Below are 21,332 nucleotides of genomic sequence, written 5' to 3'. Positions count from 1 at the left end.
CGACTCCGAGACCAGGGTAATTCAGGTTGTAGACAAAAGAATGAATAAAATATGGAAACAAGCGCCGTTCTGCGACACACTTCAAGTAACCAAGGTCATTCAACAAGACCATATTTTGAACATAGAGTTGACGCGAGGCTTGTCTACCTGGCATGCAAGCTTGGAATTAACAGCAGACTGCGAGTTAAGCATCTCTCTCTCCTCCAAAGCGACGACCAAATTCGACAAGCTCGTTTTCCCCAATGCTTTCATCCCTCCGGATAAAGAACATTATGTGCTGCAAACCGATAGTCAAGGCCTGCTGCTGCCGGTAGACGATGATTATTATCCATTGGAGGAGAAGCCTTTCTTCTTTGCAGGAGGGGGGGCCGCCATGTCTTGGATCGGAATGACGGATACCGCGCTGGAATCAGGCTATATGGCTATATTTGAAACCCCTTTCGATGCCGCTATCCGGCTTGGGCGGGAGAATGGATTCATAACCTTCTATCCGGTATGGCTTCCTTCCATGGGACAATTCGGTTATACACGAAAAATTCGGTATATCTTCTTCGATCAAGGCGGCTATGTCGCGCAGTGCAAGCGTTATAGAGCCTATATTTGGCCGAAGAACGATGTTATTCGTTTGAAGGAGAATCAAAAACGATTTCCGGCAATCGAAAAAATTCTGGGTGCGCCCCATATTTATGTATGGGACAAGGCGCGCGAAACGCGGTTTGTCGAAGAGCTCAAGGCAGCCGGCATAGACAAAGCACTCATTCTCTGGGATCCCAATCATACGCCATATCCGGAGCCGGGCTTTGACAACGAGCTTAAAGCTCTGGGCTACGCGACAGGAGCTTACGAGCTCTTCAGTGATATTCATCCGGATGCTTATCCAGGCAATGAGGAAATCAAAGGGATGCCTCTTAAGAGAAATGTCTTCCCCGGAATGTTCGATAACCTTACGGCGCGACAAATCGATGGCAACTGCTATTCCAACGAATTCGGCAACTATATCTGTCCTGATGCGGTTCGTTCTGAAATCGTCAAGCGCGTGGACAAAGAGCTTGACATCTATCCCCATGAAACCTATTTCCTTGATGTCTATCAATCGAACGGAATCTACGAATGTCATCATCCTGAGCACCGACTGACGCGCCAACAATATGCCGAAGCCATTATCGAAAATTACAAGCTGCTCGAAAATCAATACAACCTGTTTCTGGGCGGAGAATTCGGAGCGGATTTCACCGGTTCTCACGGTGTTTATGCTCATGGCATGATGACGCTGCAACGAACCTGGTTCATCTGCAAGGATACCTTAACGGAAGGCACGATCTACTACAAAGGAAATTGGAGCAGCAATCCGAAGCCCTCGATAATGTTGGGAACACGCACCGCGCATGAAGACTATTTGAAATATTCAATCAATGAATACACTCGAGTCCCCTTGTATGAGCTCGTCTATCATGATGCCGTCGTAACTTCCTGGAGATGGGAGGATTGCAATCATCATTGCCCGGAAATCTGGTGGAAGAAGGATTTATTCAATATGCTTTATGGGACAGCACCGCTTTGGTCCCTTGATCAGGATCGTTGGGACAGCTTTAAAGCAAGCTTCTTGAAGAGCAACCATACTGTCTGTGATTGGCTAAAGCAAGTTTGTTACGACGAGCTTGTCATGCATCGATTTATTAGCGATGATCATAAAGTGCAGGAGTCCTTGTTCTCATCCGGCAGACGCATCATAGTAAACTTCGGCGATACAGATTTCCATTACGAAGGAAGCCTCGTATCCCCTAGAAATTATTTGACGCTTTGACCCTAAACAGCAGAAGAAACCCGCGAAGCATCGCGGGTTTTTGCTTTCTGCCGTTCTTGACTATTTGTTTGCGCTATACCATTCATTAACTTCCTGCTCCAGTTGGGTTCCGCCTTGCTTGTTGTATTGCTCGACCATTTCGTCGAAATAATCCAAAGGCTTTTCACCATAAATAATTTTGATATAGGCGTCCATTACAATCTTCTTCAGCAATTCGCCTTTATCCTTCATCGTCTGCGTATCCGGACCATTGTATGCGCTCTGAACGCTGCTATCCTTTTGGTCATATGCCGCAGCGCCAGCCTGTAACGTAACCTCGTCACTTACCCATTGCTGTTCACGGAGATTGGAAGGCTCGACTTCTCCATGAACGTATTGCGAGTAGAAGCTCAGCTCCAAGTCAGGCATTTGCGGTTTTGGAATAATCCCATTATAGGAGATAGGTTCAAAAGCCTCCTCAAGATCGTAAGAAACGGTGCCATCCTCATTCAGCTTATAATCGTAGCCTTCGGCAAAGCCATATTCAAACTCACTGCCCGGTTTTGGATCCGCATATTCGTATACACGATTCAACAAGGTATAGAGAACATCAAGGTCCTTAAAGTTCTTGTTGATGATAAAGCCTCCGTTCGCAATGCTCGTCGTGAGATGCATCGAGGTGCCGTCATCTGCGGTTGGGAGCGGATAGGCTTCGTACTCAGCAGTCGGATCTGTGAAGTCTGTCGAGAAAGGCCACCGCGGTACCCAAAAAGCGGCTGGAATAATCGCTGCTTTTCCACTGGTGAACAGCGTTCCGGCATCAAAAGTATTCTGCATGGCTACCTCTTGATCAATATATCCTAAATCCATCCATTCCTTGATCTTGCTCAACCCTTCCTTAACTTCTGGCTGCAGATCCGCATTGACGAGCTTACCGTCTTTCTCCAACCATACCCCCTGCGCAGTGCCGTATCCAGACAATGCTCCATAATTGCCCAGTATCCATTCAGCATCACCCATCATATTGGAGAAATATTCTTTGAGCGACAGAGCAAGCGGAATCGTATCATTCTTTCCGTTTCCGTCGGGATCGGAATTTTTGAATACCTCCATCATCGCTTCGAGATCGGACATTGTTTTGGGAGGCTCCAAGCCCAGCTTATCCATCCAGTCCTTGCGAATCCAGAGTACCGGGTCATTCTGATAGGCCGCTTCAATGAATGGCAGAATCATTTGTTTGCCGTCGATTTTGCCGACATTCCATACTTCCGGATGTTGCTCGTATCCGAGCTTGAATGTATCGGATGCGTATTTGTCGAAATTGGGCTGGATCTCTTGGAATTGTCCCGTTGCCACGAAATCCTCAAGCAGCTTGTAATCATACGAGCTTATAATATCAGGGAGGTTGTTCCCCGCTGCTATTTCAAGACGCATCTTGTTGGTGCAGGCATCGTCCTGCGTAGGCGCAACCCACAAATATTCTGTCTTAATACCGAGTGTCTCTTCCGACCAGCGCGTGAACACATTGTCCTCCAAGGTCTCACCATTAGGAAGAGGACTGCCTGAATCGCAAGCATACGTGGTTATCGTTTTCACTGGGTTGTAAGGCAAGTCTGCGCTGTCAGGAAGCGTAACATCTGATCCGCTTTGTGTTTCCTCTGGTTGATTGGTCGTAGCATCCGTAGATTGCTCCGGATCATTATTGCTGCCTGAGCAGCCAGACAATACAACACTTACAGTCAGGATCATTGCCAGAAAGAACGGGGTGGTTTTTCTCCAGTGTCTCTTCATTTCTATCGACCTCCACAGTGTAATGGGTTGTTCGCTTTTATTTAAACATCGATCGATTTCAGTCGGAAGAACAACATTTCAACTTGCATGTTAACATTTCAATAATAACAGCATATCTTTAAAATTCGATATGCAGGTTGTAAATTTAATCTACCTTTATCCAGAATGTGAATCCCCGCTCCTTTGAAGCAGTTCGGCGGGGTTGCCGACCATAATGCTGTATGGGGCGACATCCTTCAGAACATTCCCTGACATGCCAATGAGACTGTGGCCGCCAACCCGTACCCTCTGCCTGATGTTAGCCCCTTGTCCAATATAGCAATCGGCTTCGAGCATCACAGAGCCCGCCAGCTTAACGCCGCTGGCGATAACCGTCCGTTCTCCGATCCGGCAATCATGATTAATAATGGCTCCGCTCAGACAGAACACGAAATCTCCGATTTCGGCATGAAGCCCGATAAAGCAGTTCGGATAAATCACGCATCCATTGCCGATGGATGCCGTGCGGGAGACAAAGGAAGAGGGATCGATTAATGTGGCGAATCGCTCTCGCGGGAACAGATTTGCCAGCTTGCGTTCATGATCGGTCGCGATGAAAACATGCGGACGCTGAATTAGAAAATCCAACTCTCGAAAGACAGGGTATCCAAGCAGCGACTCCTCTGTATATTGAGCCTCCTCAAGAAAACCAAGCAAATGCCATGCTTGGCGATCAGCGTTAATGCGCTCGACAATCTCCGCCATCTCCAGAGCATGTACGCCCGTTCCATCAATAATCAGCTCTTTCATTCATGCACAACCTCCCTTCTCCTAGAAGGCGTCTATCAAGCAAATATTTCCTCCGAGGAGCGCTTTCTCAAGGCGCTCGATCTGCTCCTTGCCGCCTTGCAGCGCCCCGATGGACGCCATTGCCGATGGACGCTTATTCCCCATTACCAGCAACGAGAGCGTACCAATCGAGCAAGATAAGCAATCTTCTCCGAAGGTCTCCGGCGATTTTCTGCTAATCTCCGCCTCTCCGTCAGACGAAATTTTAATTTCCAAGCCTGCCTCGTTCCATGATGCCGTTTCGTCGCGAACATGCAGACGTATCGTGCAGGCATGTCCCGGTGAGAAGGGATAGCGGGCAAGGAAGTCTGCCGCATCCACAATACGTATCATGCCGAATGGGACAAGCCTCTGCTGCAGCTTCATATCGCCCAACATGAACGGGAAGGGATCATCCATAGGCAACCGAACAGAAACCCGCTTGATCATGGAGTCATGATCCCCAATGAATTTCCATATAGCCCGCCTTGCCTGATTGTCCGTCGCAACGAGTTCATGCACCGTCATGATGCCTTCCCGGACCTGATAATACAAATATCCGGTCATCTCTCCCGCATCCGTCTCGTAGGCAGCGATTCGACTGCCTCGCTTATGAAGCACGCGTTTCTCCCACCAGGCGGGCGAACGCGAGAGCATGCCGTTATAGGTCTGCGCATAAGCCTCGTATACCGGATAAATCTCCTCGGGACGAGAGACAACCCGGAATGCGCCCGAGGGCATGCCCCATCTTGGCAATTGCTCAGTCATCAGCTCCAGTTCCCTGCATTCGTGAAATTGCTCCCAGCCAAAACGTCGATAGAACGAGATGTTGAACGGATGCAGCAACGATAAAGCAATGCCCTGCTCTCTCATATGCGTAATCGCATGGGTCAGCAGATTACGGGCAAGTCCAAGCCGCCTGTATTCGGGCGACGTCGCTACGCTGCCTATGCCCGCAGATCGAATCTTCCTGCCGTTAAGCCAAATTTCGAAGTTCGCAATATGAAGAGCCGCAGCCAGCTTGCCCTGAACGAAGCAGCCCCAAAAGCCTTCGGGATCGAAATCATCCAACCAACGTTGCCTCTCCGCTTCTCCTTCAATAGCATATTGAAAGGCAAACTCATGCAGTTCTAATAACTCTGCTCCATCCGCAGCCCTTAATTCGCGTATCATGCAAATCCCTCCTTGCTTGATTACAGATCCGTAAGGACTGCCCAGCAGACGCTGTCGCCCGGACACCATAGGTTAAGCTTGAACGCATAACCGTCAATCGTATCGATTAGCCTGGATTCGACAGGCAATAGCTCGAGACTCTTCTCATCCCAGGTCCGGCTTTCATCCAGTCGGAAAACCTCGAGTCGCTTCGCTCCCTCGGACAGGCCTTGCAAATGCGTGACGGCGATGCAATCAGCCGCTTCATTCGGGTTGTAATTCACAAGCATAATCGTTATCACACCAGGTCGTCTGACAGTCACTGCCCGTAAATCCCTCTGCTCGGCAACCGTTTCCACCCGAAGGTCTCCCATTCGCGACATCATAAGATATACAAAATACGGAGCCCGAATTTCCCCCGATACACCAAATAGGCCGAAACGGTGCGGCGCCTCATTCCAATGCTCGATCATGATCGGCAAATCCTTGTAGAACGACTTGAACTGGGAAGGATAGAATAGCTGATCCCAAACATGATAATAGAAGGTCCAATCCCCCCCTTCTTCCATATACGCAAGCAATGCAGCGGCCGTAAATGCCGCCTTGCGCGGGCTTAGCTCCATCTCCTCAAGCGGCAAAGACTCAAAGCTCTTATTCCATTCGGTAATCAGCATCTCCGGTCGGACTTCGCCGAAAGGAGCAAGCCATTCTTTTGCTTGCCTGACTCTTAATGCGTGATCCTTCGGGTGATCGCTGTAGATATGCCAGCTAACGAAATCCAGTCTGGTGCGATTCGCCATGCAAAGCTGAATGAATCCCTCCAACAGGGGATGATTGAAATCACCTGCTGCCGGCCCGCCGACCTTGGCTTCCGGCCACGCCTCCAGAATCGCTTCCTGCGTGAACACATAGTAGTCGTAATAATCCTGCGGATCCGTAATCAGATACGGACACCCGCCAGTTTCTCCGAAATCGGTTTCATTTCCGATTTCCCAGTAGCTGACGATTTTCTTGTCTATGGAGTAGCGTTTGACCAGCTCGGAAATCAATCTCTGCCATTCTGTTAGATTGTTGGGGCGCCAGATGGCGGAATCAATGACCGGAAAAAGCAAGGGAGGCTTGAAGCAAATACTGGCCACAACATCTGCGCCGGTGCTATGCAGAGATTCCATATAGGGATCAAGCTTGCTCCAATCATATACACCATGCTCAGGGTAAATATTGAAATACTCCTGAATGAACGTTCGAAGAAGACGGGGCTTTAGCCTTCGCGCTCCGCTCGCCACTGCTTCCGGCAAGGGAAGATTGTTGATTCCGCCATGGCTGATGGTATGACGCCACCATTCGAACGCTCCGACCGGCTTATTCAAATTAACATGAATCGGTGAAACGGGAAGTCCGACTAATGATTTGTAGTTCATGCTTCAATTGTTCTCCTTCCGGATCATAAACCTAGCAATTCAGGCGTATTGCGGTGGATGATCGATTCGATGGTTTCATTCGGAATTCTCGGCAAAGCCGTCCCCTCTGTCAAAGCGTTAATGTTTCGTAAAGCCGCGACCGTTTGTTCCATGGTAAAGAAAGGATAGTCAGTTCCGAAGAGCACCTTATGCGAAATGCCGTATTCCATCACATGTAGCATGGCGTTGTAGAATTGCCAAGGTCTCGTCCCTAACGCGGAAAGATCCGTGTACAGATTCGGATGCTTCCGAACAAGCGCCACGCATTCACCATGCCATGGATGACCGAGATGCGCGATAATCATCCTGAGCTTCGGGAATGCCCTGGCGATCGGATCAAGCATAGCCGGACGCGAGGCATCGAGAAAGCCTTGCGATACGAACGAGGTGCCTTGATGCCACAGGATGGGAATGTTCAATTCATCGGCCTTCGCATACAAAGGAAAGTAAGACTTCTGATCGGGATAGAAGTTCTGATAAATCGGGGCCAGCTTCAGGCCGCACAAGCCCAGCTCCCGCACTGCGAATTCAAGCTGCCGGGGAGCGTCGTCGTCATGGGGATTCACACTTGCAAAGCCGAACAGCCGCGTCGAATCGCTTCGCACATAATCGGCTACATAGTCATTAGGAACAAGGACTCCCGTTGCAGGACAATTGAAGGCAAGCACGATGGCTCCGTCAGAAAGCCTGTATTGCTCCGCATGCTGCTTCGGCGTTGCAATTAATTCCCAGTGCTCTCCCCACGCTCTTCGTGCGTCGCTAAGGAACGTTCCGCCGACATGCCCCTCCCCGAATAAATGCGTATGGCAATCAAACACCTAAAGTCTCCTCCCTCTGCGTTCGTTATCATGAAATGATTAAATGCTCAACGGCGTGCCGGGCAATCGCCCGCTCATCCAGCTCAATCCCAAGACCAGGTCCCTTGGGCACAAGAAGCGTGCCGTCTTGCTCCAGCACAAGCGGATTTCTAACCAATTCCCGGCTAAGCGGCGTATCGTTCGTACAGAATTCTTGAAAAACCGGATTCGTTTGAAAGCTGTTCAAATGGAGAGAAGCCGCGGTCAGCACATCGGAGGTCCAGGCATGGGGGATCACCAGCTTCCCCGCCTGCTCCGCCATCGTGACCAGCTTCCTTGCTTCCGTCAAGCCGCCCGCTCTGGACAGATCCGGCTGGATAATATCCACATCCCCCTCGTCAATCAATTGCTTATACTCGTAGAGACCCGCCAATTGCTCTCCGCATGCGATTCTCACATCGACGGCTTGCGACAGCTTGCGATAGCCCGCAAGATTGTCGGAGATGAGCGGCTCCTCCACGAAAAACACCTGGAAAGCCTTCAATTCATTAATAATTTGAACGGCAAGCTTCACATCCGCCGTCCACATGCCGTCAATCATGATGTCCATCTCATCGCCAGCCTCCATCCGGGCCGCTTCCACCAGCTTGACGGCAAGCCTCGGATCATCCCTGACCACTCCCCAGCCGAACTTCATCGCCTTGAAGCCAAGTCCTCTGTATTTTTCAACAGCTTCCTTCATTTTCTCGGGAGTGGAGCGGAACAAGGTGCTTGCATAAGCGGTAATTCGCTCATGATTGCGTCCGCCAAGCATAACGCTTACCGGTTGATTGCAGAGCTTGCCGATAATGTCCCAAATCGCGATATCTATGACGCTCATCGCATGCAGGGCCGCCCCCCTCCTGCCATGATAGAAGGAGGACTGATACATTTTGGACCAGATCCGCTCATATTCGAACGGATTCTCTCCGATTACGGCATGCTGAAGTCCCTCGCAGAAAGAGGGCAGATAGATCGGAGCTTCGATCATCGCTTTCACAATATGAGGATGCGAATCCGAATCGGCAATGCCGGTTATACCCTCATCCGTATGCACCTTGAGCATCATCGTATATTTCGGTCCTCTCGAATCCGACGCGTCATCCTGTATACCGTAATCCGTTTTATTCTCCAGTATGTGCATTTCGACTCCGGTTATCTTCATCGATGCGCCCCCCTCTTCTTCCTATGTCAGATTGTTATATTGAAAGGATGAAGGACCTTTGCTTTCCGGAAGCAAGCGCTTAGTGACGCCGCGGTACCAGGCCTCCACCTTGCGAAATCCTTCCCCGTAAGCGCAGCCCGCTTGGTATCCTCTGAACTTCCCGATCGTCTCCACGACATCGAGCAAGTCTATATTCAGCAGCTCGCGGAAAATCCTCGTTTGACTCTCATGCTTGGCGAGTGCTTGCTTCTTGATGTCTATCACCTCTGAAATGTCCACAAATTCAGCAGGCTGGAAGTTAATCCCCCCAAGATTATCCATATAATACAAAGTCACTTGACGTTTGGTCGCCGCATACTCCGTCTTCACGTGATGTACACCGGCGAGTGTTATCGCGTCCCATACCAACTGATTCGTATAGCGATGATCGGGATGATAGTCGTTGGGATCATGCGTAATGACCAAATCAGGATCAACGCTGCGAATAACATCAACGAATTTCAGTCTGGCGGATAGATCGTTAACAAGGTATTCATCTTCGAAGCCCATCCAGATCGGCGTTGCCCCCAGCTCAGCGCAAGATGCCTCGAACTCGGCCTTCCGAAGCTCGGCAAGGCGAGCCGGCTCCACATCGTGGTTGCCCTTGTCTCCATTGGTCGATACCGCCATGTACACAGCATGGCCTTGCCTCGCATACAAAGCGAGCGTTCCTCCGCATTGCAATTCGATGTCATCCGGATGCGCGCCAATCGCCAGTATTCTCATCGCTTCTCCCCCTCCCCTGCATAGTGAATCATGGCTTTCGTATAATGCTGCAGCGTGCCCCCCACAATCTGCCCAAGAACGTTCTCTGCCTGATCGAAGCTGACGTGATGGGAGATCATTGATCCTAAGTCGATCTTTCCTGCCGAGACAAGGCGCAGTCCCTTATCCCAAAGCAATGGCGCGGAGATGCAGGTCACCACCGTCAGATCCTTGCCGACAATTCTGTCGCTGTCGATTGTTTTCTCCCCTGAGCCATGCAAGCCATAGAGAACAACCGTCCCGCTCCTGCTTACGAAGTGAAAGCAATCCTCCACCGCCTGCGGGTTGCCCGATGCTTCGATGGCGACATCATATTGGTTATCGCCAAGCGTTTCGAGCGACTCGCTGTTCAAGCAAACCGTCACATCAGCTCCAAGCCTCGAGCCCAGCGCAAGCCGATAGTCTTCCTTGCCAATCAGCGTAACCGTCGCGGCCCCGTATGCCTTCGCAAGCTGAACGAACAGAAGCCCTGCAGGCCCCGAGCCAAATACAATGACATTCGCCCCGACAAGGGACAATACCCGTTCAATCGCTCCCAGCGTGCAGTTCAGCGGCTCCATCATCGCTCCTTCGGCGAAGGACATCGCAGCCGGCATGCGGTACAAATTATCCGCTTTGACCACAATAAGCTCGCCATACCCGCCCGAGCCGCGGGTCGTGCCAAGCTCTCCGCCCTCCTCGCACCAATATTTCTTCCCGGTAAGACAAGACTTGCAGTGTCCGCACGCGACAACCGGGTCCACGACAACCCGATCGCCAGGCTTCCAGCCCTGAACATCAGAGCCCGTCCTCTCGACGACACCGGAAATCTCATGACCCAGAATCCACGGCGGCTCTGCAAAATTCAATTCTCCTCGAATCATATGAATATCAGTGATGCATACTCCCGCAGCCTTCACCCTTACGAGAAGCTCGCTCGACCGAATGGAGGGCTCGGGCAAATTGTCCACTTTTTCTATGCTCTCATCTCTGCTCCAGACCAAGGCCTTCATTACAGCACACCATACTTCGCATAGACCTCGCCCAGCGTCCTGCCCTCAAGAAGCTCCCGTCTCGTATTGTTTTCTCCGTTCACCTTGTTCAGAGCTTTGGCAATGACCTCATCCACCAGGCCATTCGGAATGACAACAACGCCATCACGATCGGCGAAGATCATATCGCCTGGATAGACGATTACGCCACCCGCCTCTACGGGAACATCATAGTCCACGACGATGCCCCGTCCCTTGGAGTCAACGGGCTTGAACCCCGTGCAGTAAACCGGAAATCCAAGCTCTATAATTTTTCGGGTATCACGAATCAAGCCGTCGACGACGGCGCCGCGAGCTCCGCGCATCTTCGATGCTGTGGAGAGCAGCTCTCCCCAGAAGCCATTTCGTACCGATTGATTCGTCGAGCCTACGACCACTTCGCCGAGCTTGATGCTGTCAATGGCTTTAATCTCCAGCTCATACGGATTGTCCTGCACATGATAGCAATCCGCGGCCAGAATCGTTTTTGCTCTTCCGACCAGAATTTTATCGTTTGCCTCAAGCGGACGAAGCGTCTCCCTCATCACCTGGTTGCGATAGCCCAGATCGTCCAATGTATCGCTGATAACAGCCGAATAGAGAGAGGCTGTCATGATTTCAATACGTTCGTTTTCCTTTGCTGCATTCATTTAATAACCCCTCCTGATTACTCATTCGTATTCCTCAAGCCTCTTTACTCTTTTACTGCCCCAAGGACGACTCCTTTGACGAAGAAGCGCTGGAAGAACGGATAGATAATAATGACCGGCAGCGCTCCGAGGAAGACTTGAGACGCCTTCAAAGTCCGATCCGACATATGATTCAAGGCATCCGTGCTTAGATTGCGGATCGAGCTCGGATCAATCTGTACGACAATCGTCCTCAGCAAGGTCGAGAGTGGGTAGGCTTCCCGGTTCGAGAGATAGATTAATCCGTCGAAATAAGCATTCCAATTGAATACAATCGTAAAGAGCGACAGGGTGGCAAGCGATGATAGAGACAACGGCAGATAGATTAACACCAACGTTCTTAGATGGCCGGCTCCGTCAATGAAAGCAGCCTCTTCCAGCTCTCGCGGAATGCCCCGAAAAAAATTAAGCATCAGAATCACGTTATAAACCTGCACCGCATTCGGAAAAACAAGAACCCAGAATGAATTCATCAAGCCGATTTTCGATATCAACACATAGCTTGGAACCAGCCCGCCCGTGAATAGCATGGCAAAGACGAACAACCAAAGAAAAAACGGCCTTCCTTGCAATACTCCAGTTCTCTTGGAAAGCGGATAAGCCGTTAGAATGGTAATCAGCATGCTCAAGCCGGTGGCAAAGAAAACGCGCTTCACCGAAATCCAGATGGAATTCAGATAGAGCGGATTGCCAATTGTTTTCTTATAGGCCTCCAGCTTGAAATCAACCGGCCAAAGTCCGACCAAATGATTGTCTGCCGCAGAAGCCCCGCTAAACGATACAGCCAGGATATGAATCATCGGCAGAATGCACAATATGGACACTGCGAGCAGAAAGATAAGATTGGCTGCATAAAAAATGCGGTAAGATCGCGTCTTGTAGTACATGCACGCCCCCCCTTAGAAAATACGATAATCCGCATAAACGTAAGCAATTCTGTAGAAAACAGCTATAAAAAGAAGTCCTACGACCGATTTGAACATGCCTACGGCCGTCGCAAAGCTGAACTGACCGGATTGCAAGGCCGTTCGGTAAACAAAGGTATCGATAATATCACCCTTGTCATAAACAATTGGGCTGTACAAATTGAAAATCTGGTCAAAGCTGCCGTTAAGTATCGAGCTTAGCGACAAGGTGGCGACAACAACCACGATAGGCATGATGGCCGGAATCGTAACATGCAGAGTCTGCTTCCAGCGGTTGGCGCCATCGATTTCGGACGCTTCGTATAAAGCAGGATTCACTGCGGTTAATGCCGCGAGAAATACAATGGTATTGAAGCCGAATTCCTTCCAGACATCACTGGCAACAACACTAACTCGAAACCAATCGCCATCCCCGAGGAACATAATTGGCGAAACGCCGAACAAGCTGTTCAGAATTTCATTCACGATGCCATGAATAGACAGCACATCAAGCAGGATGCCCGAGAGGATGACCCACGACAGAAAATGCGGCAAATACACAAGGGTTTGGATCGTGCTTTTCACCTTCATATGCCTGAGTTCGTTCAACAGGAGCGCGAAAACCAGCGGTACCAGCAAATTGAAAATAATTTTCAGCCCGGAGATGATTACCGTGTTCCCGATTACTTTTGGGGCAAAGGGATCTGTGAAGATCTGTTCAAAATGCTTCCATCCAACCCACGCCGAGCCCGTGAAGCCTTGATAAGGCTGATAATCCTGAAAGGCCATAACCAGGCCTAGCATCGGCATGTAATTGAAAACAAGGGCAAAGCCTATGCCCGGCAGCAGCATGGCGTACAAAATCCATGTCCTTCTGAATCGGCTTGCTGATGATGCTTCCATATGCTTCTTCACCTCCGCTCTTGAATGGTCCGTACTTCACTATTAAACCAGCCTGCGGGAGCTCTCTTAAAGATCAAATATGCAACCTTCATGTCAATATCTCAATAATTGATTCCAATCTTTAAAATCCAACATGCATCTTGCATATTTGGTCTACCCTTCTTGTCCCGCGCTGATTACGATATAGGCGAAAGCGCATCCAACCAAATAAGAGGAGGAAAAAGAATGAACGCAAGGAACAACAAAGGCTTGCGATTGACCGCAATGCTCCTGATCATGACGCTGTTCATGATTTACGCGGCCCTACCGGCCGCGGCATCCGGCTCTACGTATTATGTATCCTTGACAGGAAGCGACAGCAATGCGGGAACCTCGACCTCTCCCTTCCAGACCATTTCGCACGCCGTGAGCGTAGTCGGTCCGGGAGACACGATTCTTGTCAAGAGCGGCACTTATTACGAAAGCGTCGATTTGGGCACTTTATCGGGAACCTCCAGCGCCTACATTACAATCAAATCCGAAGTACCCGGAGGCGCGTATATCAACTCCACCTCGCTTGGTTCCGGCTATAATCTCGAACCGTTCTACGGCGCTCCCAGCTACATTGAAATCAACGGCTTCGAATTAAGCGCCGGCGCCAATTCCGGCGGCGTGCATTTCGACGGCGGCCATCACACCAAGGTCTTCAACAATATCATTCACGATACGGGCGCAAGCTGCATCCAGCTTGATCATGGCGACTATCGTTTCATCGAGAACAATACCGTCTATCATTGCGCCTACTACATGCCTTATGCCGGCAGCGGCATATCGATTTGGCAAGCATACGCCTCGGACACCAACAGCGGATTTCATAATATCATCCGCAATAACGTCAGCTACTCCAACGATAATTTACCTGGCACCGCCGAGACGGACGGCAACGGCATTATATTCGACGATTCACGAAATACTCAGAACGGAAGCACGCTTGGCGAATACGCCGCATCCACGCTCATCGAGAATAATTTGACCTATGATAACGGCGGACGCGGCATCGAGGTGTATATTAGTGACAACGTGACGGTAAGGAATAATACGGCCTACCTGAACAGCACGAGAGATGACGGCGCTACGTGGCGCGGCGAATTCTATGTCGTGAACTCAAGCAACGTGACTCTCGCCAACAACATCGCCGTTACGGATTCCTCTACGCTTTCGGATAACCGGGCTATTCTCATCGGCCATTACGGAACCGACGCCATGAGCGACGTTATCTGGCGCAACAACCTGACCTATGACATGAATAATCCGGGCAATGCTTCCTATAAAATCGACGGCGCTTCGACGGAAGTACCCGCTTCGACGAACGGAAATCTGCTTGGCATCAATCCGCTGTTCGTTGACGCTGCGAGTTCGGATTTCCATCTGCAGTCCAGCAGTCCCTCCGTCAATGCGGGAACCGCCGCATATGGTACGGGCAGCGATGATCTGGATGGCAATTCCCGTATTTTCGGGGCGGCCGTCGATATGGGCGCTTACGAATTGCAATCCGGCAGCACAGCGACGCCGACACCGACGCCCACTGCAACACCGACACCAACTGCGACACCAACTCCTACTCCGACTCCAACTCCTACTCCGACTCCAACGCCGACGACAACACCGGCTCCTGACGGACAGACGATATTCACTACTCAGGTGCCCGATGATGATGTGAACGATTACCTGTCCTATGAACTCGGAACGCTATTCAAAACCAGCGTAGACGGAGTCATTACCCATGTCAGAACGTACACCGGCGCTTCAGAAGGCGGCATCCACCAAGTTCGCATCTGGGATGCGGACGGTACGCTGCTTGCAGGTCCGTATTCATGGAACATTTCTTCAGGAGCAGCCGGATGGAAGGTATACGATATGCCGGATCTGGCAATCGAATCTGATACGGATTATATCGTTGATGTATCGACCAGTTCAGACTATTATTACTCCGCCGCCGACGGAATGTTCGATGCGCCGATCAACAATGGCGATTTAATCACTTATATCGGAAGCGGACTGTTCAGTACGACGCTTGGTACCATTCCAAGCTCCTCCTACAATAACAGCAGCTATTTCAGGGATATTGTTTTTGTTGCAGACTCATCGACTCCAACGCCAACGCCGTCTCCAACTCCCCTTTCCGGAGAACAGACGATTTTCACCAGCGAAGTTCCAGCCAATCACTATAACGATTCGACTTCTTATGAGCTCGGAACTTTGTTCCAGGCAAATGTCGACGGAACGATTACCAAAGTAAGAATATATGCGGGAGCCTCGGAGGGCGGCGTCCATCAGGTGCGTATTTGGGAGGCGGACGGAATCTTGCTAGCCGGTCCGTATTCGTGGAATATCGCTTCAGGAACAGCCGGATGGAAGGAATATGACATACCGGATTTGGCTATTGACGCGGGTACCGACTATATCGTCGATGTGTCTACCAGCTCGGATTACTATTACGCAGCCACAAGCGGATTGTTCAATTCGCCGATTAATAACGGCAATTTAATTACCTATATCGGCAGCGGCCTCTTTGGCACAACGCTGGGCGACATGCCTGATTCCACCTTCGGAAACGGCGGATATTTCAGGGATATTGTATTCGAGGCTGACTAAGCGTTCATTCCGTCCCGAACGCATCGTTCGACAGCAACAGGCCGCGGTATATCGCGGCTTGTTGCCTTTTTGCTATAATAGAATTCCACCGATGTCACGATAAAGGATGATAGGCATGGAGAGACGCATCAGTATTTTTATGAAAATCAACATTCTGATCTTTCTGATGATGATACCGATCCTGACCAGCTACAGCTATTCGAATCGTATCAGTGAAGCCGTTGTCAAGCATGAAGTGCAGGAATATATAGCGAGCAATGCCCACTTCTTCCTGAATCAGGTAGACGCTCAAGCTGATCAACTGTCTACCTATGCCATCACCCTTAGCCGCGATCCGGATATTCTGGAATTCCGGGATATGGCCGAGGATTTAAATGCGTATAACTCTATCAAGATGCGAACATCGATAGAAGAGAAACTTCAATTGCTGGCCATCTCAGGCATATGGAAAAACACGGTAACCATTCTATCCCCTCCTGCCAAACAAGCAGTCGCTTCTTTCTCCGAGTATCAAAGCTTTCCCGATCTCTCGCATACGGAAATGTGGCGATCCTGGCATTATGAGAGCGCAGAAGAATCCGGTACTTCTACATTCATCAAATACATCGTCGACCCGGTCACAGCCGTAGAGCAGCCACAGAACGCAAGACTCATCTTGGAAATCAAGTTCCCCGGGGATAATATTGCAAGCATGCTGGATAACTATACCTCCAGCAATAACGGAGGAGCCTTTCTCTACCATTCTTCGAATCAGACAATAAACAAAAACGGAAATGAAGATCCGCGTATTCAAAGCTTATTACCTGAAATTTCGAAACGTATACAAGGCAATGAAGATCATTTTACAAGCCGCATTGACGGCAATTTGTATTGGGTTCACTATATCTATTCAGATACGCTCGGTTGGTATTTGGTCGACTATGTGCCATTTGAAGAAATTCTGACACCCATCTCCAAAAGCCGGATGTGGTTCTACGCTTCTATTCTCTCTATCTTCCTGTGTTGCTTCTTCGCATCTCTGCTGTTGTATCGAAACGTACAGGTCCCGATCAAGGAGTTGATTCGAGGCATGCAACGCATTCATATCGGGGATTATTCGACAAGACTGCGTCAAGTTCGCAATGAATTCAGCTTCTTGTTTGTTCGGTTTAACAAAATGGCCGAACAGATTGAGGAATTAATCGTGAATGTATACCAAGAGAAGCTGCAAACCAAAGAAGCTGTATTAAAACAATTGCAAGCTCAAATCAATCCCCACTTTTTATATAATTGCTTATATTTCATCAAGAACAAAGCAAGCGTCGGCGATACCAAATCCGTTATAGCCATGGCCCTCGATCTTGGTGATTATTATCGATACAGCACAAGAATGGAGCAAGGGAAAACAACGTTAAACGATGAGGTTTCTTTGATTCGCAATTATTTGAACATACAGAATCTCCGCATGAATCGTCTGCGATATCAATTCGATATAGATGAGCAATTAGGTGATATGCAGATGCCTCGACTGCTGCTTCAGCCTATTGTTGAGAATGCCATGGAGCATGGCATCGAACCAAAGCCTGGCTTGGGCGAAATTCACATAACGGCAGGAATCAGAGCAGGCTTCATTCACATTGAGGTGGATGATAACGGCAACGGACTGTCGCATCCCGAGAAGGAAGCGTTAAGAAACGCCTGGATGCTGCCCGAATCGGAGGAACATGGCGTTGGCTTGTGGAATGTCTATCAGCGCGTCAAGCAAACCTATGGCAAGGAAGCTGGTCTGCAATTGGAAGAATCCCATCTTGGCGGATTGAAAGTCATCTTAAAGTGGCCTTCCCGCGAACTCCAACTAAATCGAATAGCAGAGGAGCATGATGATGTACAAAGTCCTGATTGTTGATGATGAAATTGCGGTTATTGAAGGCTTGGAAGCAACCATACCGTGGGATCAATTGAAGATAGATGTCATCGCAACGGCATGCTCTGTGGAAGAAGCGCTTGCGGAAATGCGCCGTCAACCGGCCGATATCGTCATTTCAGACATTCGCATGCCGGGAATGAGCGGATTGGACTTCATTCGGGAAATTAAGCGGATATGGGCGCAGACCCGCTGCATTCTAATTTCGGGACATTCCGAATTTCAATATGCGCAGACGGCCATTAAGAACGGCGCAGAAGATTATTTGCTGAAACCCGTGCGGGATGAAGATATGATTCATGCCGTTCAGACAGCCGTTGACCACCTGTATGAAGAACAGAGAATCTTACGTTCGCATGATCAAGTTTTGAAGACGTTGGGCGAAAGCCTGCCTCTGCTGCGAAGCCAATTCCTTAATGAAATCCTTCAGGGCAAGCCTTATACAGAATCCATGTTCGAGGAAAAGCTCAACCAGCTGCAAATTCCGTTCCTGTTCCATGTGCCTTCTGTATTGCTGCTTGTTCGACTGGAAACGGAAGAATCGCGAAATGATTTGCAAGTCTTGCAGCTTTCTGTCATTCAAATAGCACAGGAAATCCTGGGTGCATCCTTCTCGATCTGGCCTTGTATTGAATGGCATGACTATGTCATTCTCCTTGCTCAACAACAAATCGACCATTTGGAAGCACAGTCCTACGAGCAAGCGCTGCAGTCATCCCATGCTTTGCTGCAATCGCTGGTCATCAAGCTTCAAGGCACCATTATGAGTCGTCTGAAATTTCCTGTATCTCTTGTCGTGTCGGATTGGCATGCATTTCCCTCCAATATTCCGCACATGTATCAAAGCCTGCTAAGAGCGGTTCGACAGCATTCCAGTCATGACCAAGGGCTCCTACTCGCTCTTAAGGAACCACGCGGCTTGCAGCCCTTGCCCATGCTGAAGACCTTGTACGAGCCGCCCTTCTTTCTGCATTTCCTTGAAGCGGGCCGATGGGATGCAGCAAGAGACAAACTGGCATCCATATTTGAAGAGATGGTGCTCGTCGGAGAAGGACAAAGTGAGATGCTGCTTGAAGTATTTCTGCATATTTCGCATGCCTATTCCTTCATTACGCATAAACAAGGCAGATTGCTCTATGAAGTCATCGGAGCGGATTATGAGCGGTTTGACTCTGGACTATCCTTCTATTCCGTTCACCAGTTGCAGGAATGGTCCTATCGTCTCTTGGACAAGATAAGCGCCGAAATGTCATCCGAGGCCAAGACTTCCCGGCGTTATGTGGCGGAGCAGGTGCAGAAATATATTCAGGAGCATTTGTCCGAGGATATATCCTTGCAGACGCTTGCCGATCTTGTTCAATTGCATCCGGTTTACGTATCCCGAATTTTCAAGCTGGAAACCGACGAGAAGCTAAGCGATTATATTCTGCGTTTGAAAATGGAGAAGGCGCTGCATCTGCTGTTTCATGAGGATCTGAAGGTATACCAAATTGCGGAACAGCTCGGGTACTTTAATACCCCCTACTTTATTCAAGTCTTTAAAAAATATTATAGCTGCACGCCTCAAGAATATCGGGATAGTGCAGCAGGAAAAAAAGCTCCTTAAAGGAGCTTTTTGAGCATTCATCCACTAACTCTCAATTCGCCAGCTTTCTGCCTGAATCGGTTCAATGCCCGGCAAATTCGAACGCAAATCCCCTGCAAAATTAGCGATAATCCGTGTTCCGTCAGCAAAAACGGATTCCTGCACATTCCCGTCCTCGGACAGTATCCGATGATCGACCATCTCAAGCTTGCCTATGCGTTCATGCAGCTTGGCAACCGGAAGCGCTTCGCGAAGCGCTTCCTGCACAGCGGGATCCTCAAAGCGGAATTTGTATGCGAACGTATCATTTCCCTTGCCTGTCCACATATATTGCGTACCGAACGGAAATACGTCAGGCGGGGTGCCGTAGAGGGCGTCCATAGCGGCCTGCAAGCGTGGTCTGCCGCCGCCGGATTCGAACATGTCGTTTTCCTGTACACGACCGAAGCGATGATTGTTGTAGCTGTGCATTTCCCACCAGGTATGAATCATGCTGTCATGGTATATCAGCATCGTTAGAGGAATTGGCCAAAACGGCCAATGTCGGAACATCGGCAAGGCCTTGACCGACCCCATATCATAGACATCCGCATAATTATCATTGAAGCCTTCCGAGCTGACCGCCCTGCCCCCCGCTTGTCCCGACTCCAAAAGCTTGCGGATGAATTGACGATCTTCCGACCTCGATAACGCTCGCCCGGAATGTCCTTCATGCTCAAGGGCGTAGCATTCGCCGAGCGTTGCGCAAGTAATAACGTCGAAATGATCCCATGTCATGTCCGCAAGCAAGCCTTGTGAAGCTGCTCGCTGGTAATCGGCCATGCCGGATGTACAGATTTGATTCCAGACCTGACCGTCCATTGACCAGGAAGGAACATAGGAGCCCGTCGCCGACAATCGATATTTGCTTTGAATGCTGCTCGTCCCGTCGTCCATCGCTTCGTTAATCCATGACCAAGGGGCAACATCGAATCCCAATTTTTTTATTTCCTCTGTCTGCTGTGCATCGAGATGAATCGGAGGCAAGCCTCCCATTTGGAAATCACGATGATAAGTGCTGAATCTGGCGGGATAAATCAGTGCTTTATCAAAGCCCGCTTCCTTTAATTTGCTGCATTCCGACACATAATCCAGATCGTCCTCGCAATAGCCTATGAAGCACATCAAGGTGCCGAATAAACTCTCCAGGGCAGGCCTCTCCGAGATTTTCTCTGTCCAGCTCTTGAATCTCCCCTCATCCATAACCTTCTGGCGATATCTCTTGGCGACTGCCGTATGGGTTCCATCGGTCAAGTAGAGACGCACAGCTCGCTTATAACGCATGCTTCCCAGAGAAGCTTCCTGCATGAATGTCGCCCAGCATCGTCCATGCAGCTCCTTGCCGACCCATAAGGTCAGATCATCCCTTGTCTCTACAGTCACAAGCAGCCCGCTGGAAGCTGCGAGAAAGCCTACTAGCGGCATAGTGAATCTTCTATGCCCCCCTTCGAGCAGGCGCCAATCGAAGGGCTCTCCCTTCCCCTTCCACAGCATGCCCTGCATAATCGGGAGTACATAATCCGTTCGTCCGTTCTCTGCTTTGAAAGATCCAGGCAGCGATAAGGACACAATCTCGGAGCCTTCGGTGATATCGGTTGTCACCTCTATGTAATCCGTCTTCAAGAGATAATCAACACGAAGGCTCTCGCTGAAAGCCTTATAAGTAATGGATAGACCAGCTTCGTTGCTGATCTGAGCTTTGACGGGAACAAGCTGACTGACCGTTTCGTCATCGACACTATGATGAGCAATCAGGCTCTTTTCATCCCATTCCCACTTTGTTCCCCGAGTCAGGTCATGCAAGATAAGATTTTCTCCATCTTCGCTGCATGTCAAGGCCATATATTCATTCTGCAATGAAATCAT

Annotated in this window: 16 protein-coding genes; 4 read left to right on the top strand and 12 right to left on the bottom strand. The window is 49.7% G+C overall.

Annotated elements, in window-relative coordinates; translation table 11 throughout:
* Nucleotides 1-40 precede the first annotated feature (40 nt).
* Nucleotides 41-1,804 (top strand): glycoside hydrolase, encoded by a 1,764-nt coding sequence (locus tag HFP08_RS10235; RefSeq protein WP_240941255.1) that lies wholly within the window; start codon nt 41-43, stop codon nt 1,802-1,804.
* Nucleotides 1,805-1,864: 60 nt separating this feature from the next.
* On the opposite strand, the gene HFP08_RS10230 is transcribed toward HFP08_RS10235, so the two are convergent.
* The 11 genes from HFP08_RS10230 to HFP08_RS10180 form a co-directional block, all read right to left on the bottom strand.
* Complete coding sequence (locus HFP08_RS10230) at nt 1,865-3,574, bottom strand: type 2 periplasmic-binding domain-containing protein (RefSeq protein ID WP_168120489.1); 1,710 nt, start codon at nt 3,572-3,574, stop codon at nt 1,865-1,867.
* A 156-nt stretch (nt 3,575-3,730) separates the two neighbouring features.
* The gene (locus HFP08_RS10225; RefSeq protein ID WP_168120488.1) at nt 3,731-4,363 is read right to left on the bottom strand and encodes an LbetaH domain-containing protein; all 633 of its coding nucleotides are present in this window, start codon (nt 4,361-4,363) and stop codon (nt 3,731-3,733) included.
* 21 nt (nt 4,364-4,384) lie between these two features.
* Nucleotides 4,385-5,554: a GNAT family N-acetyltransferase gene (locus HFP08_RS10220; RefSeq protein WP_168120487.1), complete on the bottom strand. Its 1,170-nt coding sequence runs from the start codon at nt 5,552-5,554 to the stop codon at nt 4,385-4,387.
* A 20-nt stretch (nt 5,555-5,574) separates the two neighbouring features.
* Nucleotides 5,575-6,954: a GH39 family glycosyl hydrolase gene (locus HFP08_RS10215; RefSeq protein WP_168120486.1), complete on the bottom strand. Its 1,380-nt coding sequence runs from the start codon at nt 6,952-6,954 to the stop codon at nt 5,575-5,577.
* 23 nt (nt 6,955-6,977) lie between these two features.
* Entirely contained in the window at nt 6,978-7,811 is an 834-nt protein-coding gene (locus tag HFP08_RS10210) for an amidohydrolase family protein (protein ID WP_168120485.1), read from the bottom strand.
* Nucleotides 7,812-7,839: 28 nt separating this feature from the next.
* Nucleotides 7,840-8,994, bottom strand: coding sequence for a mandelate racemase/muconate lactonizing enzyme family protein (locus tag HFP08_RS10205; RefSeq protein WP_168120484.1), 1,155 nt, complete (start codon nt 8,992-8,994; stop codon nt 7,840-7,842).
* Nucleotides 8,995-9,015: 21 nt separating this feature from the next.
* Complete coding sequence (locus HFP08_RS10200) at nt 9,016-9,759, bottom strand: PIG-L deacetylase family protein (protein ID WP_168120483.1); 744 nt, start codon at nt 9,757-9,759, stop codon at nt 9,016-9,018.
* A complete protein-coding gene (locus HFP08_RS10195; protein ID WP_168120482.1) occupies nt 9,756-10,790 on the bottom strand; it encodes a zinc-dependent alcohol dehydrogenase in 1,035 nt (344 codons plus the stop codon). Before HFP08_RS10195 ends, HFP08_RS10200 begins: the two co-directional genes overlap by 4 nt.
* Nucleotides 10,790-11,458, bottom strand: coding sequence for an RraA family protein (locus tag HFP08_RS10190; protein ID WP_168120481.1), 669 nt, complete (start codon nt 11,456-11,458; stop codon nt 10,790-10,792). Before HFP08_RS10190 ends, HFP08_RS10195 begins: the two co-directional genes overlap by 1 nt.
* Before the next feature lie 44 nt (nt 11,459-11,502).
* Nucleotides 11,503-12,384 (bottom strand): carbohydrate ABC transporter permease, encoded by an 882-nt coding sequence (locus tag HFP08_RS10185; RefSeq protein WP_168120480.1) that lies wholly within the window; start codon nt 12,382-12,384, stop codon nt 11,503-11,505.
* A 12-nt stretch (nt 12,385-12,396) separates the two neighbouring features.
* Nucleotides 12,397-13,305, bottom strand: a complete 909-nt coding sequence (locus tag HFP08_RS10180; protein WP_168120479.1) for an ABC transporter permease — start codon at nt 13,303-13,305, stop codon at nt 12,397-12,399.
* A gap of 225 nt (nt 13,306-13,530) precedes the next feature.
* Here HFP08_RS10180 and HFP08_RS10175 point away from each other — a divergent pair, with 225 nt between their 5' ends.
* The 3 genes from HFP08_RS10175 to HFP08_RS10165 all read left to right on the top strand — a co-directional run bounded on the left by HFP08_RS10175 (nt 13,531) and on the right by HFP08_RS10165 (nt 19,448).
* Nucleotides 13,531-15,939 (top strand): DUF4082 domain-containing protein, encoded by a 2,409-nt coding sequence (locus HFP08_RS10175; protein ID WP_168120478.1) that lies wholly within the window; start codon nt 13,531-13,533, stop codon nt 15,937-15,939.
* Nucleotides 15,940-16,054: 115 nt separating this feature from the next.
* Nucleotides 16,055-17,824, top strand: coding sequence for a sensor histidine kinase (locus tag HFP08_RS10170; protein WP_168120477.1), 1,770 nt, complete (start codon nt 16,055-16,057; stop codon nt 17,822-17,824).
* Complete coding sequence (locus HFP08_RS10165) at nt 17,796-19,448, top strand: response regulator (RefSeq protein WP_168120476.1); 1,653 nt, start codon at nt 17,796-17,798, stop codon at nt 19,446-19,448. Before HFP08_RS10170 ends, HFP08_RS10165 begins: the two co-directional genes overlap by 29 nt.
* 24 nt (nt 19,449-19,472) lie before the next feature.
* Here the strand turns inward: HFP08_RS10165 and HFP08_RS10160 are convergent, their stop codons facing one another.
* Nucleotides 19,473-21,332, bottom strand: coding sequence for a glycoside hydrolase family protein (locus tag HFP08_RS10160; protein ID WP_168120475.1), 1,860 nt, complete (start codon nt 21,330-21,332; stop codon nt 19,473-19,475).

The sequence above is a fragment of the Paenibacillus sp. HB172176 genome (assembly GCF_011947265.1).
GTDB lineage: Bacteria > Bacillota > Bacilli > Paenibacillales > Paenibacillaceae > Pristimantibacillus.
This window is presented reverse-complemented; position numbering and strand designations above follow the sequence as displayed.

Excerpts from the sequence above, each read along its gene's own strand:
- HFP08_RS10195 (WP_168120482.1), bottom strand. The coding sequence starts at position 10,790 with ATGAAGGCCTTGGTCTGGAGCAGAGATGAGAGCATAGAAAAAGTGGAC.
- HFP08_RS10200 (WP_168120483.1), bottom strand. The coding sequence starts at position 9,759 with ATGAGAATACTGGCGATTGGCGCGCATCCGGATGACATCGAATTGCAA.
- HFP08_RS10220 (WP_168120487.1), bottom strand. The coding sequence starts at position 5,554 with ATGATACGCGAATTAAGGGCTGCGGATGGAGCAGAGTTATTAGAACTG.
- HFP08_RS10190 (WP_168120481.1), bottom strand. The coding sequence starts at position 11,458 with ATGAATGCAGCAAAGGAAAACGAACGTATTGAAATCATGACAGCCTCT.
- HFP08_RS10225 (WP_168120488.1), bottom strand. The coding sequence starts at position 4,363 with ATGAAAGAGCTGATTATTGATGGAACGGGCGTACATGCTCTGGAGATG.
- HFP08_RS10160 (WP_168120475.1), bottom strand. The coding sequence starts at position 21,332 with ATGATTTCATTGCAGAATGAATATATGGCCTTGACATGCAGCGAAGAT.
- HFP08_RS10175 (WP_168120478.1), top strand. The coding sequence starts at position 13,531 with ATGAACGCAAGGAACAACAAAGGCTTGCGATTGACCGCAATGCTCCTG.
- HFP08_RS10235 (WP_240941255.1), top strand. The coding sequence starts at position 41 with ATGAATAAAATATGGAAACAAGCGCCGTTCTGCGACACACTTCAAGTA.
- HFP08_RS10165 (WP_168120476.1), top strand. The coding sequence starts at position 17,796 with ATGATGATGTACAAAGTCCTGATTGTTGATGATGAAATTGCGGTTATT.
- HFP08_RS10180 (WP_168120479.1), bottom strand. The coding sequence starts at position 13,305 with ATGGAAGCATCATCAGCAAGCCGATTCAGAAGGACATGGATTTTGTAC.
- HFP08_RS10185 (WP_168120480.1), bottom strand. The coding sequence starts at position 12,384 with ATGTACTACAAGACGCGATCTTACCGCATTTTTTATGCAGCCAATCTT.
- HFP08_RS10205 (WP_168120484.1), bottom strand. The coding sequence starts at position 8,994 with ATGAAGATAACCGGAGTCGAAATGCACATACTGGAGAATAAAACGGAT.
- HFP08_RS10230 (WP_168120489.1), bottom strand. The coding sequence starts at position 3,574 with ATGAAGAGACACTGGAGAAAAACCACCCCGTTCTTTCTGGCAATGATC.
- HFP08_RS10215 (WP_168120486.1), bottom strand. The coding sequence starts at position 6,954 with ATGAACTACAAATCATTAGTCGGACTTCCCGTTTCACCGATTCATGTT.
- HFP08_RS10170 (WP_168120477.1), top strand. The coding sequence starts at position 16,055 with ATGGAGAGACGCATCAGTATTTTTATGAAAATCAACATTCTGATCTTT.